We start from the raw sequence: 17,026 nt of genomic DNA, 5'->3' as shown, positions 1-17,026 counted from the left end.
GGTGACCGAAGCCACGCAGGATATCGATACGCTCGCCAAGGGCGGTCGGACCAACATCGCGGGCTTCGTCCTCCGCCTCGCCGCGCGAATCCCGTTCCTGTTCATCGCCGGCCGCATCTACGGCCCTGACCTCGTCGGCCGCTTCGCAATCGCCGTCGTAGTCGTCGAACTCGCCGCACTCCTCGCCACGCTCGGCCTCAAGCGCGGGCTCGCCCAAGCGCTCAGCAGCGCCGACCGTCCGCACGCCAACGTCGTCTGGGACGCCATGGCCGTGGCGTTCGTCGCCTCGCTCATCGCCAGCGCCGTGCTATGCACCTTCCCGCAGATCATGTATCCGAACAGCGCGATTACCGGGCTCGACCGGTTCCTGCCGCTGATCATCGTCGCGATCGCCTGGTCCGACGTCAGCCTCGCAGCGCTAGCGTACAGGCTGAACGTCAAGGCCGCCGTCACCGCCCGCGCCGTCGTCGAGCCCTGGACGATATCGATCGCCGCCTGGGCGTTCTCGTATTTCACGATCCGCGACGGCCTCGTCCTCAGCTACGTCGCCTCGATGACCGCGGCGCTGATCGCGAGCCTCGTGCCGTTCCTGCGCAGCTATGGCGTGCCGCGCGGCTGGAAACCCCAGCTCCGCCCGCTATACGCACTCGCCCGCGCCAACGTGCCGCTGGCCGGCGCCGACATCCTCGAATGGGGCAGCCGCAACGTCGATCGCTTCATCCTCGGCGTGATGTTCGAGCCCAAGATCGTCGGCATCTATTACATGGCGCAGCAGGTCGCGAGCCTTCCGCAGAAACTCAAGACCAGCTTCGACCCGATCCTCGGCCCCGTCATCACCCACAGCCTCGCGATCAACGACCGCGCGGCGATCGCCAACCAGGTACGGCAAGTCGCGTTCTGGATCATGGCCGCGCAAGGCGGGCTCGCGCTGATGGGCTCGATCCCCGGCGAAGCTGTGATGGGCGTGGTCGGCCCGCAGTTCGTCGCCGGCACCGCCGCGCTCGCGTTCCTGCTCACCGCCGAAGTGCTCGCCTCGACCGGCGCGGTCAGCGAATCCGCACTCGTCTACATCGCCCGACACCGCAACCTGATGATCTCGGCCGCAATGCTTGCGTTCCAGGTTGGCCTGAGCTTCGCCCTGATCTTCACGATCCGCGCGCTAGGCTATCCGGTCAATTACCAGGCGGCCGGCCCGGCCATCGCGCTGATGCTGTCGGTAGGCCTAACCTCGATCATCAAGTCGAAGCTGCTCGGCCATCTGCTCGGCGCGAACGTGTCGCCGTGGCGCTGGCCGCTGGTGTGGGCCGCGCTCGCCGCGATCATCGTCGGCGGCGCCTTCACTGCGCTTCCCAAGCGCTACGAATGGGTCGAACTCGCGATAGGCGAACCCGCGATCGCCGCGACCTATCTCTACATCCTGTGGAAATACGCGTTCGGCCCAGCCGACCGCGCGCTGTTCGCCAAGAAGCCGAAGGCCGACGCCCCCTCCCTGCCTAACGCGGGTGCGCCGGTCGCCTAGAGCATGCCGTAGAGCAGCGTACCGTTCAGCCCGATGATCACCGCGGCGATTACCCAGGCGAGGATCTTCAGCCAGACCGGGCTGACCAAGTCGCCCATGATCGTGCGGTCGCCGGTGAACTTGACGAGCGGCACCACCGCGAACGGGAGTTGCAGGCTGAGTACGACCTGGCTCAGCACCAGCAGTTTCGTCGCCCCCGCATCGCCCGAAGCACCGACCACGAACACCGCGGGCACGATTGCCAGCAACCGCGTCACCAGCCGCCGCGCCCAGACCGGCATGCGCAGGTTGAGAAAGCCCTCCATCACGATCTGACCGGCGAGCGTGCCAGTCACCGTCGAGTTCTGCCCCGACGCCAGCAGCGCGACCGCGAACAATACGCTCGCCGCGCCCATCCCCAGCATCGGTGCGAGCAGCTGGTACGCCTGGTCGATCTCGGCAACGTCGGTCCGCCCTGCGACGTGGAAGGTCGCCGCCGCGAGGATCAGGATCGCCGCGTTAATGAAGAACGCCAGGCCCAGCGCGACGGTGCCGTCGATCGTCGCCATCGTGATCGCGTCGCGCTTGCCCGCGGTGTCCTTAGCGAAGGCGCGGGTCTGGACGATCGACGAGTGGAGGTAGAGATTGTGCGGCATCACGGTCGCGCCAAGGATGCCGATCGCGATGTAGAGCATCGCCGGGTTTGTGACGATCTGCGTCGTCGGGACGAGGCCGCCAAGCACGCCCGCCCATTCGGGCCGCGCGAGGAACAGCTCGAAGATGAAGCAGCCCGCGATGATCACGAGCAAGGCGACGACGAACGCTTCGAGCTTGCGGAAGCCGAAGCGTTGCAGCGCAAGGATCAGGAACACGTCGAGCGCGGTGAGGACGACGCCGTAGACGAGTGGCAGACCGAACAGCAGCTTCAGCGCGATCGCGGTGCCGAGCACTTCGGCGAGATCGCAGGCGATGATCGCGATCTCGCACAGGAACCAGAGCGCGACCGAGACCGGCTTCGAATAATGCGCGCGACAGGCTTGCGCGAGGTCGAGCCCGGCGACGATGCCGAGGCGAGCGGAGAGGGCCTGCAGCACCATCGCCATCAGGTTCGACAGCAGCACGACCGACAGCAATGTATAGCCGAACGCGGAGCCACCGGCGATGTCGGTCGCCCAGTTGCCGGGGTCCATATAGCCGACCGCGACGAGGTAGCCGGGCCCCACGAACGCGAACAGGCGACGCCAGAACGACGCGCCCTCGGGGACGACTACGGTGCGGTGGCTCTCGGCGAGCGAGTTGGCGAAGCCGGACGCGGGGAGATTGGGGGCTGACATCGGGGGGTGCTTTGCCGGAACGAGGGAGAGGGGACAAGGCGTGGCTGGCGAGTCGGGTGACAATGCGTTCACCTCCGGCCCGTCACTCCAGCGATAACTCGGGTATTCCGGTTGGCGGGTGTAGCCATTCGAATGGAGAGATCCCGGCTTTCGCCGTGATGACGAGTGCGGGTGTGCGTAAGGAATATATGGGAACGTTCTCCCCTCTCTGGAAGACGGGGGGCTGGGGGTGGGTCGGCCCGCTTGAGCCACCAATGTCCGAACATGTGGAAACCGACCCATCCCCCGCCCCCTCCCTTCCAGGGAGGGGAGCAAGGAGGTCAGATCACCTTCATGTCCGCCTGATAATGATGCCACGCGAAGATTGCCGCCGCGCCGCGGTGCGGGCGCCATGCCTCCGCCACTTCGCGAGTCAGTTTCTCGCTCGGGCGGGTTTCGTGGCCCAATATCCGCCCAACCTCGATCTGGATCGCGAGGTCGCCCGCTGGCCAGATGTCCGTCCGACCTTCCGCGAACAGCAGGTAGATCTCTGCCGACCAGCGACCGATCCCCTTCACCCGGACCAGCGCGGCGATCGCCTCTTCGTCGTCCTCGGGCAGGTTGGTCAGATCGAGCCGCCCGCTCGTAACCTCGTCGGCGAGGCTGCGGGCATAGCCGAGCTTCTGGCGCGACAGTCCGGCGCTCTTCAGCAACTCGTCGCTGGCAGCGGCGATCTTCGCCGGATCACCCGCACCGCCGACCACCGCGTCGAGCTTGTTCCAGACCGCCGCGGCCGAGGCGACGCTCACCTGTTGCCCGACGATCGTCCGCAACAACGTCGCAAAGCCGCGCTCGCTGATCCGCGGCGCGGGGTGGCCGGCATTGCCCACCGCGACCGCGAACGCCGGCTCGATTTCGCACAATGCCGCCATCGCGGTTTCGAGTTGCTCTGCGCTCAGGCCCATGATGCTTGATCCCTGGCTCGCGCAACGGCATGAACGCACGAAGATTTTTCGGAGAATGACATGCCCAAGCTTATCGTCGTGACGCGCGAAGGGGAAGAACGCGAGATCATCGGCGAGGCGGGCCTTTCGGTGATGGAAGTCATCCGCGACGCCGGGATCGACGAGATCCTGGCGCTGTGCGGCGGCTGCTGCTCGTGCGCCACCTGCCACGTCCATGTCGACCCGGACTTTGCGGCCAAATTGAAGCCGATGGGGCCGGATGAGGATGATCTGCTCGATTCGACGAGTGATCGTGATGAGTTTTCACGCCTGTCGTGCCAGATCGAGCTGACCGAAGGGCTCGACGGCCTGAAGGTAAGAATCGCCGAAGAGGACTGATTTCCCGAGTCCCTCGCCCCTACGGGGAGAGGGAGGGAGGCGCCCTTGCGCCGGAAGGGAGAGGGGCGTTGGGATCCAAGTCCCGAGCCTCACGCCCCTCTCCCTTCCCACCGCAAGGGCGGCGGGCCCCTTCCCTCTCCCCGTAGGGGCGAGGGAGCAATTTTACCGCGTGGTGATGGCGTACAACGCGATCGCCGCGGCATTCGACACGTTCAGGCTCTCCACCTTCTCCGAGATCGGCAGTTTCGCCAGCTCGTCGCAATGCTGCTCGGTATTCTGGCGCATGCCCTCGCCCTCGGCGCCGAGCACGATCGCGATCCGCTGCGTGCCCATCGCTTCCGACAGCGTCTGCGTCGCGTGGCCCGTAAGCCCGATCCGCCAGAACCCCGCCGCCGCGATCTCTTCCAGAGCGCGCGCCAGATTCACCACCCGGATCCAAGGCACCGACTCAAGCGCACCCGAAGCCGCCCGCGCGATCGTCCCCGATTCCGGCGGCGCGTTGCGATCCGGCGTGATGATCCCCAGCGCATCGAACGCCGCCGCCGAACGCAAAATCGCGCCGACGTTATGCGGATCGGTCACCCCGTCCAGGATCACCAGCGGGCGGTTGTCGTCCTTGCCGTGCTCGAGCAGGTCGGCCAGCCACATGTCCTCGAGCGGCTCGACCTCGATCACCACGCCCTGGTGCGGCGCATCGCCCGGCACCAGCCGCGCCAGATCCATCGCCTCGGCATAGGTCACCGGCACGTCGGCCGGCAGGTCGAACCCGGCCAGCGCCTCGCGGGTGCCGAGGATCTTGCGCACCGTGCGCTCCGGATTGGCGAGCGCCGCGCCCACCGCGTGCTTGCCCCAGAAGCGGGGGCGGCCTGCCGGTGCCTTGCTCGGCCTGTGTCCCTTGCGTGCCATATTCGCTCTCTATCGTGTCTGTGTATGCCGCGTCCTTGTCGGCATTCGGCCTGCGCGGCAACACCGAAGCGCGAAACTTCGCAAAACCTGCGTTGACACACCGGGCGCGCTTCGCCATTGAGCCGCCTCGCTTGAAAGAGCGGCGCTTGCAAAAGCGGCCTGGACAGGTGGCCGAGTGGTTAAAGGCAGCAGACTGTAAATCTGCCGGAGTTTCTCCTACGTAGGTTCGAACCCTACCCTGTCCACCACCGCCCCAGCGCGGTGATGGATCATCCCAAATTCAAAGCATTGATCGGCAACATTCTTTTCCGTCACGGGAAGGAAGTCCGCGTGACATCGGCTCGCGGACGGCTAGGATCGCCGCGACCGTAACGATTTCGGAAACCGCGTGACCTCAGATCCTGCCGTACAGCCGCCCGTTCCAGCACCCGTCATCCAGGATCTGGCCGACTCGATCCTCGACACGCTGGTCCACCGCATCGGCAAGGATGCGCAGGCCGCGAGGCCACACGACTGGCTCGCCGCGACGATCCTGACCGTCCGCAACGACATCGTCGAACGGTGGATGGCCTCGACCAAGGCGGCGCACGCGGCCGGCGCCAAGCGCGTCTATTATCTCAGCCTCGAATTCCTGATCGGCCGGCTGCTGCGCGACGCGGTGACCAATCTCCAGCGTAACGACGAAGTCACGCAGGCCCTGAAGCTCCACGGCGTCGACCTCGCCGAACTCGAAGAGATCGAGCCCGACGCGGCGCTCGGCAATGGCGGCCTCGGCCGGCTCGCCGCGTGCTTCATGGAGAGCATGGCGAGCCTCGCGCTGCCCGCCTATGGCTACGGCATCCGCTACGTAAACGGCATGTTCCGCCAGCGGATCGACGATGGCTGGCAGGTCGAGATGCCCGAGAACTGGCTCGCGCACGGCAACCCCTGGGAGTTCGAACGCCGCGAAAGCGCGTATTTCGTCGGCTTCGGCGGCGAGGTCACGGCGGCCGACAACGGCCAGGTCCATTGGAGCCCGTCCGAGGCGGTCGAGGCCACCGCAGTCGACACCCCCGTCGTCGGCTGGCGCGGCAAGCACGTCAACACACTCCGCCTGTGGACCGCCAGCGCGTTCGATCCGATCAAGCTCGACCGCTTCAACGCTGGCGATTTCTCGGGCGCACTGGCCGATCAGACGCGCGCCGAGACGCTCACCCGCGTCCTCTACCCCAACGATTCCACCGCGGCGGGGCAGGAACTACGTCTCCGTCAGGAGTATTTCTTCTCGTCCGCGTCGATCCAGGACATCGTCCGCCGCCACATCCAGTATTTCGGCGACATCCGCACGCTACCCGACAAGGCCGCCATCCAGCTCAACGACACGCACCCCGCGGTGTCCGTCGCAGAGCTCATGCGGCTGCTGATCGACCACCACGAATTCGCGTTCGACGAGGCGTGGAAGATCACGCGCGCCACCTTCGGCTACACCAACCACACGCTGTTGCCCGAGGCGCTGGAGAGCTGGCCGCTGCCGCTGTTCGAGCGCCTGCTCCCGCGGCACATGCAGATCGTCTACGCGATCAACGCCAAGTTGCTGCGTGAGGCGCGCGGGGCGGACGGTATCGACGACCGCGCGATCTCGGCGATCAGCCTTATCGACGAGGGCGGAGAGCGGCGCGTGCGGATGGCGAACCTCGCCTTTGCGGGCTCGCACAGCGTCAACGGCGTCGCCGCGCTCCACACGCAGCTGATGAAGAAGACGGTCTTCGCCGATCTGCACAAGCTGTATCCGACGCGGATCAACAACAAGACGAATGGCATCACGCCGCGCCGCTGGCTCCAGCAGTGCAACCCCGGCCTCACCGCGCTGATCCGCGATGCGATCGGCGACGGCTTCCTCGACGACGCCGAAAAGCTGGTCGATCTGGATGTTTTCGCGGACGATTCCGGTTTCAGGGAGCGCTTTGCGAGCGTGAAGCGTTCGAACAAGGTGGCACTGGCTAATCACATCAAGGAGACGATGGGGCTCCGCATCGACCCCGACGCGATGTTCGACGTCCAGATCAAGCGCATCCACGAGTATAAGCGCCAGCTGCTCAACATCATCGAGACGGTCGCGCTCTACGACCAGATCCGCAGCCATCCGGAGCGAGACTGGACGCCCCGCGTGAAGCTGTTCGCGGGCAAGGCGGCGTCGAGCTATCACAACGCGAAACTCGTCATCAAGCTGGCGAACGACGTCGCGCGCCGGATCAATGCCGATCCATCGGTCGGCGGCCTGCTCAAGGTCGCGTTCCTGCCCAATTACAACGTGTCGCTGGCGGAGAAGATCATCCCCGCCGCCGACCTCAGCGAACAGATCTCGACCGCCGGCCTGGAGGCGTCGGGTACCGGCAACATGAAGTTCGCGATGAACGGCGCGCTGACGATCGGCACGCTCGACGGCGCGAACATCGAGATCAAGGACCGCGTCGGCGACGACAACATCTTCATCTTCGGCATGACCGCGGACGAGGTCGAGGCGAAGCGCGCCAACGGTTATGATCCGCGCAGCGTCATCGATGGCTCGAACGAACTGCGCCAGGCGGTGTCCGCGATCGCGTCCGGCGTGTTCTCGCCCGACGACAAGACGCGCTACGCCGGCTTGATGGGCGGGCTGTACGAGGGCGACTGGTTCATGCTCGCCGCCGATTTCGACAGCTATGCCACCGCCCAGCGTGCGGTCGACACGCGCTGGAACGACCGCGACGCATGGGTCGCCTCGACCGTCCGCAACGTCGCGCGCGTCGGCTGGTTCTCGTCCGACCGCACGATTCGCGAATATGCGCGGGAAATCTGGACGGTGATGTGAAGCCACCCGAAGGCGCCATCGTTGCCCTGCTGGAAGGGCGTCACGACGATCCGTTCTCGCTGCTCGGCGTCCACAGCGGCCCGACCGGCGTGTTCGCACGTGTCTGGCTGCCCGGCGCGGACACGGCGGAGGCACATGCGCTCGACGGTACCGCGCTCGGCACCCTGCCCCGGATCGATGACCGCGGCCTGTTCGAGGGGCCGATCGACGGCACGCAACAGCCGGTCAAATACCACGCCGAGGCGGGCGACACGTCGTGGTGGGTCACCGACCCCTACAGCTTTGGCCCCGTGCTCGGCCCGATCGACGACCTGCTGATGGCCGAGGGCACGCACCGCCGCCTCCACGACAAGATGGGTGCGCACCTCATCGAGCACGAAGGCGCGCACGGCGTCCACTTCGCGCTCTGGGCCCCCAACGCGCAGCGCGTGTCGGTGGTCGGCGACTTCAACGACTGGGACGGCCGCCGCCACGCGATGCGCAAGCGCGGCGACGTCGGCGTGTGGGAGATTTTCATCCCCGACATCGCCGAATACCGCGCGTACAAGTTCGAGATCGTCGGCCCCGACGGCCAGCTACAACCGCTCAAGGCCGACCCGTTCGCGTTCGCGTCCGAACTCCGCCCCGCCAACGCCTCGATCACGCGCAAACTCGCGCACGACTGGGCCGACACCGATCACCGCAAGCACTGGTCCTCGGTCGATCCGCGTCGCGTGCCGATCAGCATCTATGAGGTCCACGCCGGATCGTGGGAACGCGACGCCGACGGCTGGTTCCTGACCTGGGACGCGCTCGCCGATCGCCTGATACCGTACGTGGTCGAGATGGGCTTCACGCACATCGAATTCCTGCCGATCAGCGAACACCCGTACGACCCGAGCTGGGGCTACCAGACCACCGGCCTCTACGCGCCATCCGCGCGCTTCGGCGACGTCGATGGCTTTGCGCGGTTCGTCGATGGCGCACATCTGGCCGGGATCGGCGTGCTGCTCGACTGGGTGCCTGCGCATTTCCCGACCGACGCGTTCGGCCTCGCCAAGTTCGACGGCACCGCGCTGTACGAGCACGAGGACCCGCGGCTCGGCTTCCACCCCGACTGGAACACCGCGATCTACAATTTCGGGCGGCGCGAAGTCGCGTCGTTCCTCGTCAACAACGCGCTGTTCTGGGCCGAGCGCTATCATATCGACGGCCTGCGCGTGGATGCGGTCGCGTCGATGCTGTACCGCGATTATTCGCGCAAAGCCGACGAATGGATCCCCAACGCAGACGGCGGCCGCGAGAACTGGGAGGCCGTCGCTTTCTTGCGCGACATGAACCGCGAAATTTACGGCCAGCATCCCGGCGTCTTCACGATCGCCGAGGAGTCGACCTCCTGGCCGGGCGTCTCCGCGCCGGTGAGCGACGACGGCAAGAGCGGCGGGCTTGGGTTCGGGTTCAAGTGGAACATGGGCTTCATGCACGACACGCTCCAGTACATGGCGCGCGATCCGCTGCATCGGAAGCATCACCACGGCGAGATCAATTTCGGGCTGGTGTACGCGTTCAGTGAAAATTTCGTCCTGCCGCTCAGCCATGACGAAGTCGTCCACGGCAAGGGCTCGTTGCTGACCAAGATGCCCGGCGACGACTGGCAGCAATTCGCAAACCTGCGCGCCTATTACGCGTTCATGTGGGGCTATCCGGGCAAGAAGCTGCTTTTCATGGGGCAGGAGTTCGCGCAGCGTCGCGAATGGTCGGAAGCGCGCGCGCTCGACTGGGACCTGCGCAACTCCCGCAGTCATGAGGGCATCCGCAACCTCGTCCGCGACCTCAACACCGTCTACCGCGAGAAGCCGGCGTTGCACGCGCGCGACTGCGAGGCGGAGGGCTTCGAATGGCTGGTCGCCGACGACGCCGCCAATTCGGTGTTCGCGTGGTTGCGCAAGGCCCCCGGCGCGAAGCCGATCGCGATCGTCGCCAACATGACGCCGATCGCCCGCGCGCCCTACCGCGTACCGCTGCCGCTTGACGGCCGGTGGTGCGAGATCATCAACAGCGACGCGCACGACTATTGGGGCAGCGGCCTCGGCAATCTCGGTGGCGTCGTCGCCGAGAACGGGGCGGCTTGGGTCACGCTGCCGCCGCTCGCGACGATCATGCTCGAATACGAAGGCTGATCGAGTTCCAAGACCGATCCGGCGCAACGACGGAACAACCCGCGGGTGCCGGGAGGTTATACCACCGACGATTATGGAGAGATTACGATGGTAGAACGGCGAGGACAGCCACTGGCGCGCGACGCGATGGCGTATGTGCTGGCCGGCGGCCGCGGCAGTCGCCTGATGGAGCTGACCGATACGCGCGCGAAACCCGCGGTGTATTTCGGCGGCAAGGCGCGCATCATCGATTTTGCGCTGTCCAACGCGATCAACTCGGGCATCCGCCGGATCGGCGTCGCGACGCAGTACAAGGCGCATTCGCTGATCCGCCATCTCCAGAGCGGCTGGAACTTCCTGCGCTCGGAACGCAACGAGAGCTTCGACATCCTGCCCGCGTCGCAGCGCATCAGCGAGTTCCAATGGTACGAAGGCACCGCCGACGCGGTCTACCAGAACATCGACATCATCGAGAGCCACGCGCCCGAATACATGGTCATCCTGGCTGGCGACCACATCTACAAGATGGATTACGAGCTGATCCTGCAACAGCATTGCGAGACCGGCGCGGACGTCACCATCGCCTGCCTCGAAGTGCCGCGGATGGAGGCCGTCGGCTTCGGCGTCATGGCCGTGGACGAGCACGACAACGTCACCGCGTTCGTCGAGAAACCTGCCGATCCGCCCGCGATCCCCGGCAACCCGGACATCGCGCTGGCGTCGATGGGGATCTACGTCTTCCACACCAAATTGCTGTTCGACGAACTCCGCCGCGACGCCGAGACGCCCGGGTCGTCGCGTGATTTCGGCAAGGACATCATCCCGTACCTCGTCAAGCACGGCAAGGCGGTCGCGCACCGCTTCTCCGACAGCTGCGTCCGCTCGGGCAGCGAAGTCGACGCCTATTGGCGCGACGTCGGCACGGTCGACGCGTATTGGGAGGCAAATATCGACCTCACCGACGTCGTGCCCAAGCTCGATCTCTACGACCGGAGCTGGCCGCTCTGGACCTATTCGGAGGTCACACCACCGGCGAAGTTCGTCCACGCCGACGACGGCCGCCGCGGCGAGGCGGTGTCGAGCCTCGTGTCGGGCGACTGCATCATCTCCGGCTCGTCGATCCACCGCAGCCTTATCTTCACCGGCACCCGCGCGCACAGCTACTCGATGCTGGATCAGGCGGTGATCCTCCCGCACTGCGTGATCGGCCGCGGCGCGCGCCTGTCGAAGGTGGTCGTCGATCGCGGCGTAGAAATCCCCGACGGTCTGGTCGTAGGCGAGGACGCAGAATCCGACGCCCAACGCTTCCGCCGCACCGACAACGGCGTGGTGCTGGTAACCAAATCCATGATCGACCGGCTCACCGCGTGAAGACCAACGCAAATCCTCCCCGGCACGGGGAGGGGGACCGTTCGCCATCGGCGAAGGGTGGAGGGGGCTCACGGCAAGCGTACCGTCTGCGACCGCAAGCGTACCGCCTTCGAGCATACCGTCTACGATCGAACGCGTACCATCTGCGGAAGCCCCCCTCCACCATGCGGTGCATGGTCCCCCTCCCCGTGCCGGGGAGGATTTGATGCGCGTCCTCTCTGTCGGCTCGGAAGCCTACCCCCTCATAAAAACCGGCGGTCTCGCAGACGTCGTCGGCGCGCTCCCGGCCGCGCTCGCGCCGCATAACGTCGCGCTGACCACCTTCCTCCCCGGCTACCCCGCGCTCGCCGCCGTCACCAAGCGCGCGAAGGTAATTCATCGCTACACAGACCTGCTCGGCACCGAAGCCCGCATCCTGAAGGCAAAAATCGGCGACCACCCGCTGCTGGTCCTCGACGCCCCCGCGCTGTTCGCCCGAGGCGGCGGCCCGTACGGTGACGCGACCGGCGCGGACTGGTCCGACAACTGGCGCCGTTTCGCCGCGTTCAGCCGCGCCGCCGCCGACCTCGCCTCTGGCGCAGTCCCCGGCTACGCGTTCGACATCCTCCACGCGCACGACTGGCAGGCGGCGATGGCCCCCGCGTACCTCCGCTACGCCCCCGGCCCCGGCGCCCCCGCCAAGACAGTCGTCACGATCCACAACATCGCGTTCCAGGGGCGCTACGGCCACGACATCTTCGCCGACCTCGCACTCCCCGACAAAGCCTTCGCGCTCGACGGCATCGAATATTATGGCGGCGTCGGCTTCCTCAAGGCGGGTCTGGAAGCCGCCGACGCGATCACCACCGTCAGCCCGACCTACGCCGCAGAAATCCGCCGCGGCGAATTCGGCATGGGCCTCGAGGGCCTCATCAACGACCGCGCCGGCCGCGTGACCGGCATCGTCAACGGCATCGACCCCGCCGTCTGGAACCCGGTGACAGACGCGTCCCTCCCCGCCCGCTACACCGCGCGCACGCTAGCCCGCCGCCGCACCAACAAGCGCGCGATCGAAACCCTGTTCGGCCTCGACGCCAGCGACGGCCCGATCTTCACCGTCATCAGCCGCCTCACCTGGCAGAAGGGCATGGACGTCCTCGCCGGTGCGCTCGACGAGCTCGTCGCGCTCGGCGGCCGTCTCGCGCTGCTCGGCTCGGGCGACACCGAGCTTGAACTCGCCTTCCTCGCCGCCGCCGAGCGTCACCCCGGCCGGATCGGCGTCCGCATCGGCTATGACGAACCCGTCTCGCACCTGCTCCAAGGCGGTGCCGACGCGATCCTGATCCCGTCGCGGTTCGAACCCTGCGGCCTGACGCAACTCTACGGCCTCGCTTACGGCTGCATCCCCGTCGTCGCGCGGACCGGCGGGCTCGCCGATACCGTGATCGACGCCAACGAAGCCGCGATCGCGGCGGGTGTCGCTACCGGCATCCAGCACGACGGCGTCACGCCCGAAGCGCTCAGCCACGCGCTACGCCGAACGATGGCCCTCTATGCACGCTCCGATCGCTGGTCCATGTTGCAGCGCAACGCGATGCGCGCGGACTTCTCGTGGGACGAGAGTGGCCGCCGCTACGCAGACCTTTACGCAAGCCTGACGGGGACCGCATGATCCGCACCGTATCGACCACGCCGTATACCGACCAGAAGCCCGGCACCTCGGGGCTGCGCAAGAAGGTAAAGGTCTTCCAGCAGTCGAACTATGCCGAGAATTTTGTCCAGAGCGTGTTCGACGTGGTCTCAGACAAGGGCGGGGCGACCCTCGTCATCGGCGGAGACGGCCGCTTCCTCAACCGCGAGGTCATCCAGGTCGCGATCCGCATGGCGGCGGCCAACGGCTTCGGCCGCGTGATCGTCGGCCGCGGCGGCATCCTATCGACGCCGGCCGCGAGCCACATGATCCGCAAGCGTGGCGCGATCGGCGGGCTGGTCCTCTCGGCAAGCCACAACCCCGGCGGCCCCGACGAGGATTTCGGGATCAAGTACAACATCGCCAATGGCGGCCCCGCCCCTGAGTCCGTGACCGACGGGATCAATGCGCGCACGCTCGAGATCGACCGCTGGCTGACCGTCGACGCCGACGACATCGACCTCGACACCGACGGCGAAATCACGGTCGGCACGATGCCCGTGGAGGTCGTCGACCCGGTCGAGGATTATGCCGCGCTCATGGAGACGCTGTTCGACTTCGACGCGATCCGTGCCGCCAAGCTGACGATGGCGTTCGACGCGATGAGCGCCGTCACCGGGCCCTACGCGACCGAGATCCTCGAACGCCGCCTCGGCTTCGCGCCCGGCACCGTCCGCAACGGCGAGCCCCTGCCCGATTTCGGTGGTCATCACCCCGACCCCAATCTCGTCCACGCGCACGCCTTGTACGAGACGATGATGGCGCCGGATGCGCCCGATTTCGGCGCAGCGTCGGACGGCGACGGCGACCGCAACCTGATCATCGGCAAGCACCGCTTCGTCACCCCCTCGGACAGCCTCGCGATGCTGGCCGCGAACGCGCACCTCGCACCCGGCTACGCAGCCGGCCTCAAGGGCATCGCCCGCTCGATGCCGACCAGCGCCGCCGCCGACCGCGTTGCTGAGGCCTTGGGCATCCCAGCCTACGAAACCCCGACCGGCTGGAAGTTCTTCGGCAACCTGCTCGACGCCGGCATGGCGACGATCTGCGGCGAGGAGAGCGCGGGTACCGGGTCCGACCACGTCCGCGAGAAGGACGGCCTGTGGGCGGTCCTCCTCTGGCTCAACATCCTCGCGGTCCGCGGCGACAGCGTCGACACGATCGCCCGCGATCACTGGGCGAAGTTCGGCCGCAACTACTACGCGCGCCATGATTACGAGGGCATCGAAACCCCGCGCGCCGACGCGTTGATGGCGGCGTTGCGCGCCAGCCTCGCCACCCTCCCCGGCCAGCAATTCGGCGACCTCACCGTCGAGACTGCGGACGAGTTCGCCTATACCGACCCGACCGACGGCTCGATCAGCCGCAACCAGGGCGTCCGCATCCTGTTCGAAGGCGGTAGCCGCGTAGTGTTCCGCCTCTCGGGCACCGGCACCACCGGTGCGACGCTCCGCGTGTACTTGGAACGCTACGAGCCCGTCGGCGGCGACCTCGACCTAGACACCGGCAAGATGCTCGCCAGCATCGTCGCCGCAGCGGAGTCGATCGCGGGAATCGCCGAGCACACCGGCCGTAGCGCGCCGGACGTCGTCACCTGATGCGGTACGGCCTGCTCGCGCTGTCGACAGTGCTGGTCGCGGCATCGCCAGCGCCGCAATCGCCAGCGCAACTGTTCGGTCCGCTCTACAAAGCCGTCCAGATGCGCGGGCTGTTCCCGGACTCGAAGACCTTCGCCGACGCGACACCCAAGCGTCCGGCGAAGGCGATCCTGGCCGACTACGCCAAATGTCGCTGCGATGCCGAACCGGCACTACGCAAATTTGTTGATCAGAACTTCGCGATCCCGACCACGCCAGCCGCGCGCCCTTCCACCGAGCGCCTTACCCTCACAGCGCATATCGATGCGCTCTGGCCGCAACTCACGCGCACGCAGACCAGCGTCCCGGCAGGCTCCTCCGCGCTGACCCTGCCGAAACGCTACGTCGTTCCCGGCGGTCGCTTTCGCGAGATGTATTACTGGGACAGCTATTTCACGCTGCTCGGCGTCCAGCGATCCGGGCGGCAGGATCTCGTCGAGGACATGGTCGTCGATTTCGGCAGCCTGATCGACCGCTACGGCCACATCCCCAACGGCACGCGCACCTATTATCTCAGCCGCTCGCAACCGCCGGTCTTCTACCTGATCGCCGGCCTGTCACGCGATCCCAGCACGCTCGCCACCCGCACCCGCCAGCTCCGGGCAGAACACGCGTTCTGGATGGCCGGCGCCGACACGCTCAAGCCCGGCCAGCAATCGCGCCGCGCCGTCCGCCTCCCCGACGGCGCGCTGCTCAACCGCTATTGGGATGATCGCGCCGATCCGCGCGACGAGAGCTATCGCGAAGACGCCGAACTCGCCGACCGCACATCGTCGCGCAACCGCGGCGAACTCTTCCGCGACCTGCGCGCAGCGGCGGAGAGCGGCTGGGACTTCTCCTCGCGCTGGCTCGCCGACGGCCGCACGCTGGCCACCATCCGCACCACGCGGTTCGCGCCGGTCGATCTCAACAGCCTGATGGTGGGCATGGAACAGGCGATCGCCGCGAATTGCCGCACGCTCGGCGACACAGCCTGCGCCACGTCCTACACCGCCCAGGCGACCGCCCGCACCGCCGCGATCCGCAAGCATTTGTGGAACGGCCGCTTCTTCGCCGACTACGACCTCGATGCCAACCGTGCGAACGACTTCGCGAGCGCGGCGATGGCGTTCCCGCTATTCACCAAGGTCGCCACGCCCGATCAGGCCAAGGCGACCGCCACCGCCCTACGCCCATTCGTCGGCGAAGGCGGCCTCCGCACGACGCTGATCGGTAGCGGCCAGCAATGGGACGACCCCAACGGCTGGGCCCCGCTCCAGTGGATCGCGATCGAAGGCCTACGCGGTTACGGCGAAACAGCCCTCGCAGATCAGATCACCAAGGCCTGGCTCGCGTCGGTCGACCGCGAATATAAGGCAAGCGGCAAGCTGCTCGAGAAATACGACGTCGTCGAGCGCAAGCCAGGCGGCGGCGGCGAATATCCCAACCAAGACGGCTTCGGCTGGACCAACGGGGTGACGCGAGCGCTGATGGCCGGTCGGCCATGACGCTCCGACGCCGCCGCAGCGCGCTTTACATGCCCGCTTCGAACGCGCGCGCGATCGCCAAGGCTAGAACGCTAGCGTGCGACGTCGTCATCCTCGATCTGGAGGATGCCGTCGCCCCCGACGAAAAGGCCGCGGCGCGGGACCGCGTCGGCGAGGCAGTGCGCGAAGGCGGGTTCGGCGCGCGCGAACTTGTCGTGCGCGTCAACGGTCTCGACACCCCCTGGTATGCCGACGACATCGCCGCGATCCACGCGAGCGGCGTCGATGCAGTGCTCGTCCCCAAGGTCTCGTCGGTCGCTGACCTTACGCGAGTCCGCGCATCGCTCGGCGAAGACGGCCCGCCGATCTGGGCGATGATCGAGACCTGCGCGGCGATCCTCGCGCTCCCCTCGCTCTCCGCAGCAGCAGCCGAAACGCGCCTCACCGCACTGATCGCCGGCACCAACGACCTTGCCAAGGAGATGCGCTGCCGGCTCGGAGCCGATCGCATGCCGCTGATCCCGGCGCTCACGGCAACGATAATGGCCGCCCGTGCTGCCGGGATCGTCGCGCTCGACGGCGTCTGCAACGCGCTGGACGACCCGGCCCGCTTCGCCGCAGAATGCACCCAAGGCGCAACGCTGGGGTTCGACGGCAAGACGCTGATCCACCCCTCTCAGATCGATGCGGCCAACGCCGGTTTCGGGCCGAGCGAGGAAGAGTTGGCATGGGCACACACGATCGTCACCGCATTCGCGAAACCGGAGAATGCCGACAAGGGCGCCATCCGCCTCAATGGCCAGATGGTGGAGCGCCTGCATCTAGCCGAGGCTGAAGCAACGCTGGCTCGCTGAA

General features: G+C 66.8%; 12 protein-coding genes and 1 tRNA gene. 10 read left to right on the top strand and 3 right to left on the bottom strand.

Features of this window, described 5'->3' with window-relative positions; all coding sequences use genetic code 11:
• Nucleotide 1 precedes the first annotated feature (1 nt).
• Entirely contained in the window at nt 2-1,519 is a 1,518-nt protein-coding gene (locus ASG20_RS15950; RefSeq protein ID WP_056055997.1) for a lipopolysaccharide biosynthesis protein, read from the top strand.
• On the opposite strand, the gene ASG20_RS15945 is transcribed toward ASG20_RS15950, so the two are convergent.
• Nucleotides 1,516-2,832: an Nramp family divalent metal transporter gene (locus tag ASG20_RS15945; RefSeq protein WP_056055077.1), complete on the bottom strand. Its 1,317-nt coding sequence runs from the start codon at nt 2,830-2,832 to the stop codon at nt 1,516-1,518. The genes ASG20_RS15950 and ASG20_RS15945 overlap by 4 nt on opposite strands.
• A gap of 320 nt (nt 2,833-3,152) precedes the next feature.
• The gene (locus ASG20_RS15940; RefSeq protein WP_056055074.1) at nt 3,153-3,776 is read right to left on the bottom strand and encodes a DNA-3-methyladenine glycosylase family protein; all 624 of its coding nucleotides are present in this window, start codon (nt 3,774-3,776) and stop codon (nt 3,153-3,155) included.
• A 60-nt stretch (nt 3,777-3,836) separates the two neighbouring features.
• Here ASG20_RS15940 and ASG20_RS15935 point away from each other — a divergent pair, with 60 nt between their 5' ends.
• A complete protein-coding gene (locus ASG20_RS15935; RefSeq protein WP_056055072.1) occupies nt 3,837-4,154 on the top strand; it encodes a 2Fe-2S iron-sulfur cluster-binding protein in 318 nt (105 codons plus the stop codon).
• Between the two features lie 162 nt (nt 4,155-4,316).
• On the opposite strand, the gene rlmB is transcribed toward ASG20_RS15935, so the two are convergent.
• Nucleotides 4,317-5,060, bottom strand: a complete 744-nt coding sequence (gene rlmB, locus ASG20_RS15930; protein ID WP_056055070.1) for a 23S rRNA (guanosine(2251)-2'-O)-methyltransferase RlmB — start codon at nt 5,058-5,060, stop codon at nt 4,317-4,319.
• A 161-nt stretch (nt 5,061-5,221) separates the two neighbouring features.
• Between rlmB and ASG20_RS15925 the strand changes: the two genes are divergently transcribed.
• The 8 genes from ASG20_RS15925 to ASG20_RS15890 all read left to right on the top strand — a co-directional run bounded on the left by ASG20_RS15925 (nt 5,222) and on the right by ASG20_RS15890 (nt 17,025).
• Nucleotides 5,222-5,308 (top strand) — tRNA-Tyr (locus ASG20_RS15925).
• A 185-nt stretch (nt 5,309-5,493) separates the two neighbouring features.
• Nucleotides 5,494-7,890, top strand: a complete 2,397-nt coding sequence (locus ASG20_RS15920) for a glycogen/starch/alpha-glucan phosphorylase (protein WP_056055995.1) — start codon at nt 5,494-5,496, stop codon at nt 7,888-7,890.
• Nucleotides 7,887-10,049: a 1,4-alpha-glucan branching protein GlgB gene (gene glgB, locus ASG20_RS15915; RefSeq protein WP_056055067.1), complete on the top strand. Its 2,163-nt coding sequence runs from the start codon at nt 7,887-7,889 to the stop codon at nt 10,047-10,049. Before ASG20_RS15920 ends, glgB begins: the two co-directional genes overlap by 4 nt.
• An 87-nt stretch (nt 10,050-10,136) precedes the next feature.
• Nucleotides 10,137-11,399: a glucose-1-phosphate adenylyltransferase gene (gene glgC, locus ASG20_RS15910; RefSeq protein ID WP_082471019.1), complete on the top strand. Its 1,263-nt coding sequence runs from the start codon at nt 10,137-10,139 to the stop codon at nt 11,397-11,399.
• Nucleotides 11,400-11,604: 205 nt separating this feature from the next.
• Nucleotides 11,605-13,050, top strand: a complete 1,446-nt coding sequence (gene glgA, locus ASG20_RS15905; protein ID WP_056055065.1) for a glycogen synthase GlgA — start codon at nt 11,605-11,607, stop codon at nt 13,048-13,050.
• Entirely contained in the window at nt 13,047-14,666 is a 1,620-nt protein-coding gene (locus ASG20_RS15900; protein ID WP_056055063.1) for an alpha-D-glucose phosphate-specific phosphoglucomutase, read from the top strand. Before glgA ends, ASG20_RS15900 begins: the two co-directional genes overlap by 4 nt.
• Nucleotides 14,666-16,192: an alpha,alpha-trehalase TreA gene (gene treA, locus ASG20_RS15895; protein ID WP_056055059.1), complete on the top strand. Its 1,527-nt coding sequence runs from the start codon at nt 14,666-14,668 to the stop codon at nt 16,190-16,192. Before ASG20_RS15900 ends, treA begins: the two co-directional genes overlap by 1 nt.
• On the top strand, nt 16,189-17,025 hold the full coding sequence (locus tag ASG20_RS15890) for an HpcH/HpaI aldolase/citrate lyase family protein (RefSeq protein WP_056055056.1): 837 nt from the start codon (nt 16,189-16,191) through the stop codon (nt 17,023-17,025). Before treA ends, ASG20_RS15890 begins: the two co-directional genes overlap by 4 nt.
• Nucleotide 17,026 lies beyond the last annotated feature (1 nt).

Origin of the sequence: Sphingomonas sp. Leaf198, assembly GCF_001424005.1 — a bacterium.
GTDB lineage: Bacteria > Pseudomonadota > Alphaproteobacteria > Sphingomonadales > Sphingomonadaceae > Sphingomonas.
The sequence above is the reverse complement of the archived record's forward strand: the minus strand, read 5'-3'. Positions and strand labels throughout refer to the sequence as shown.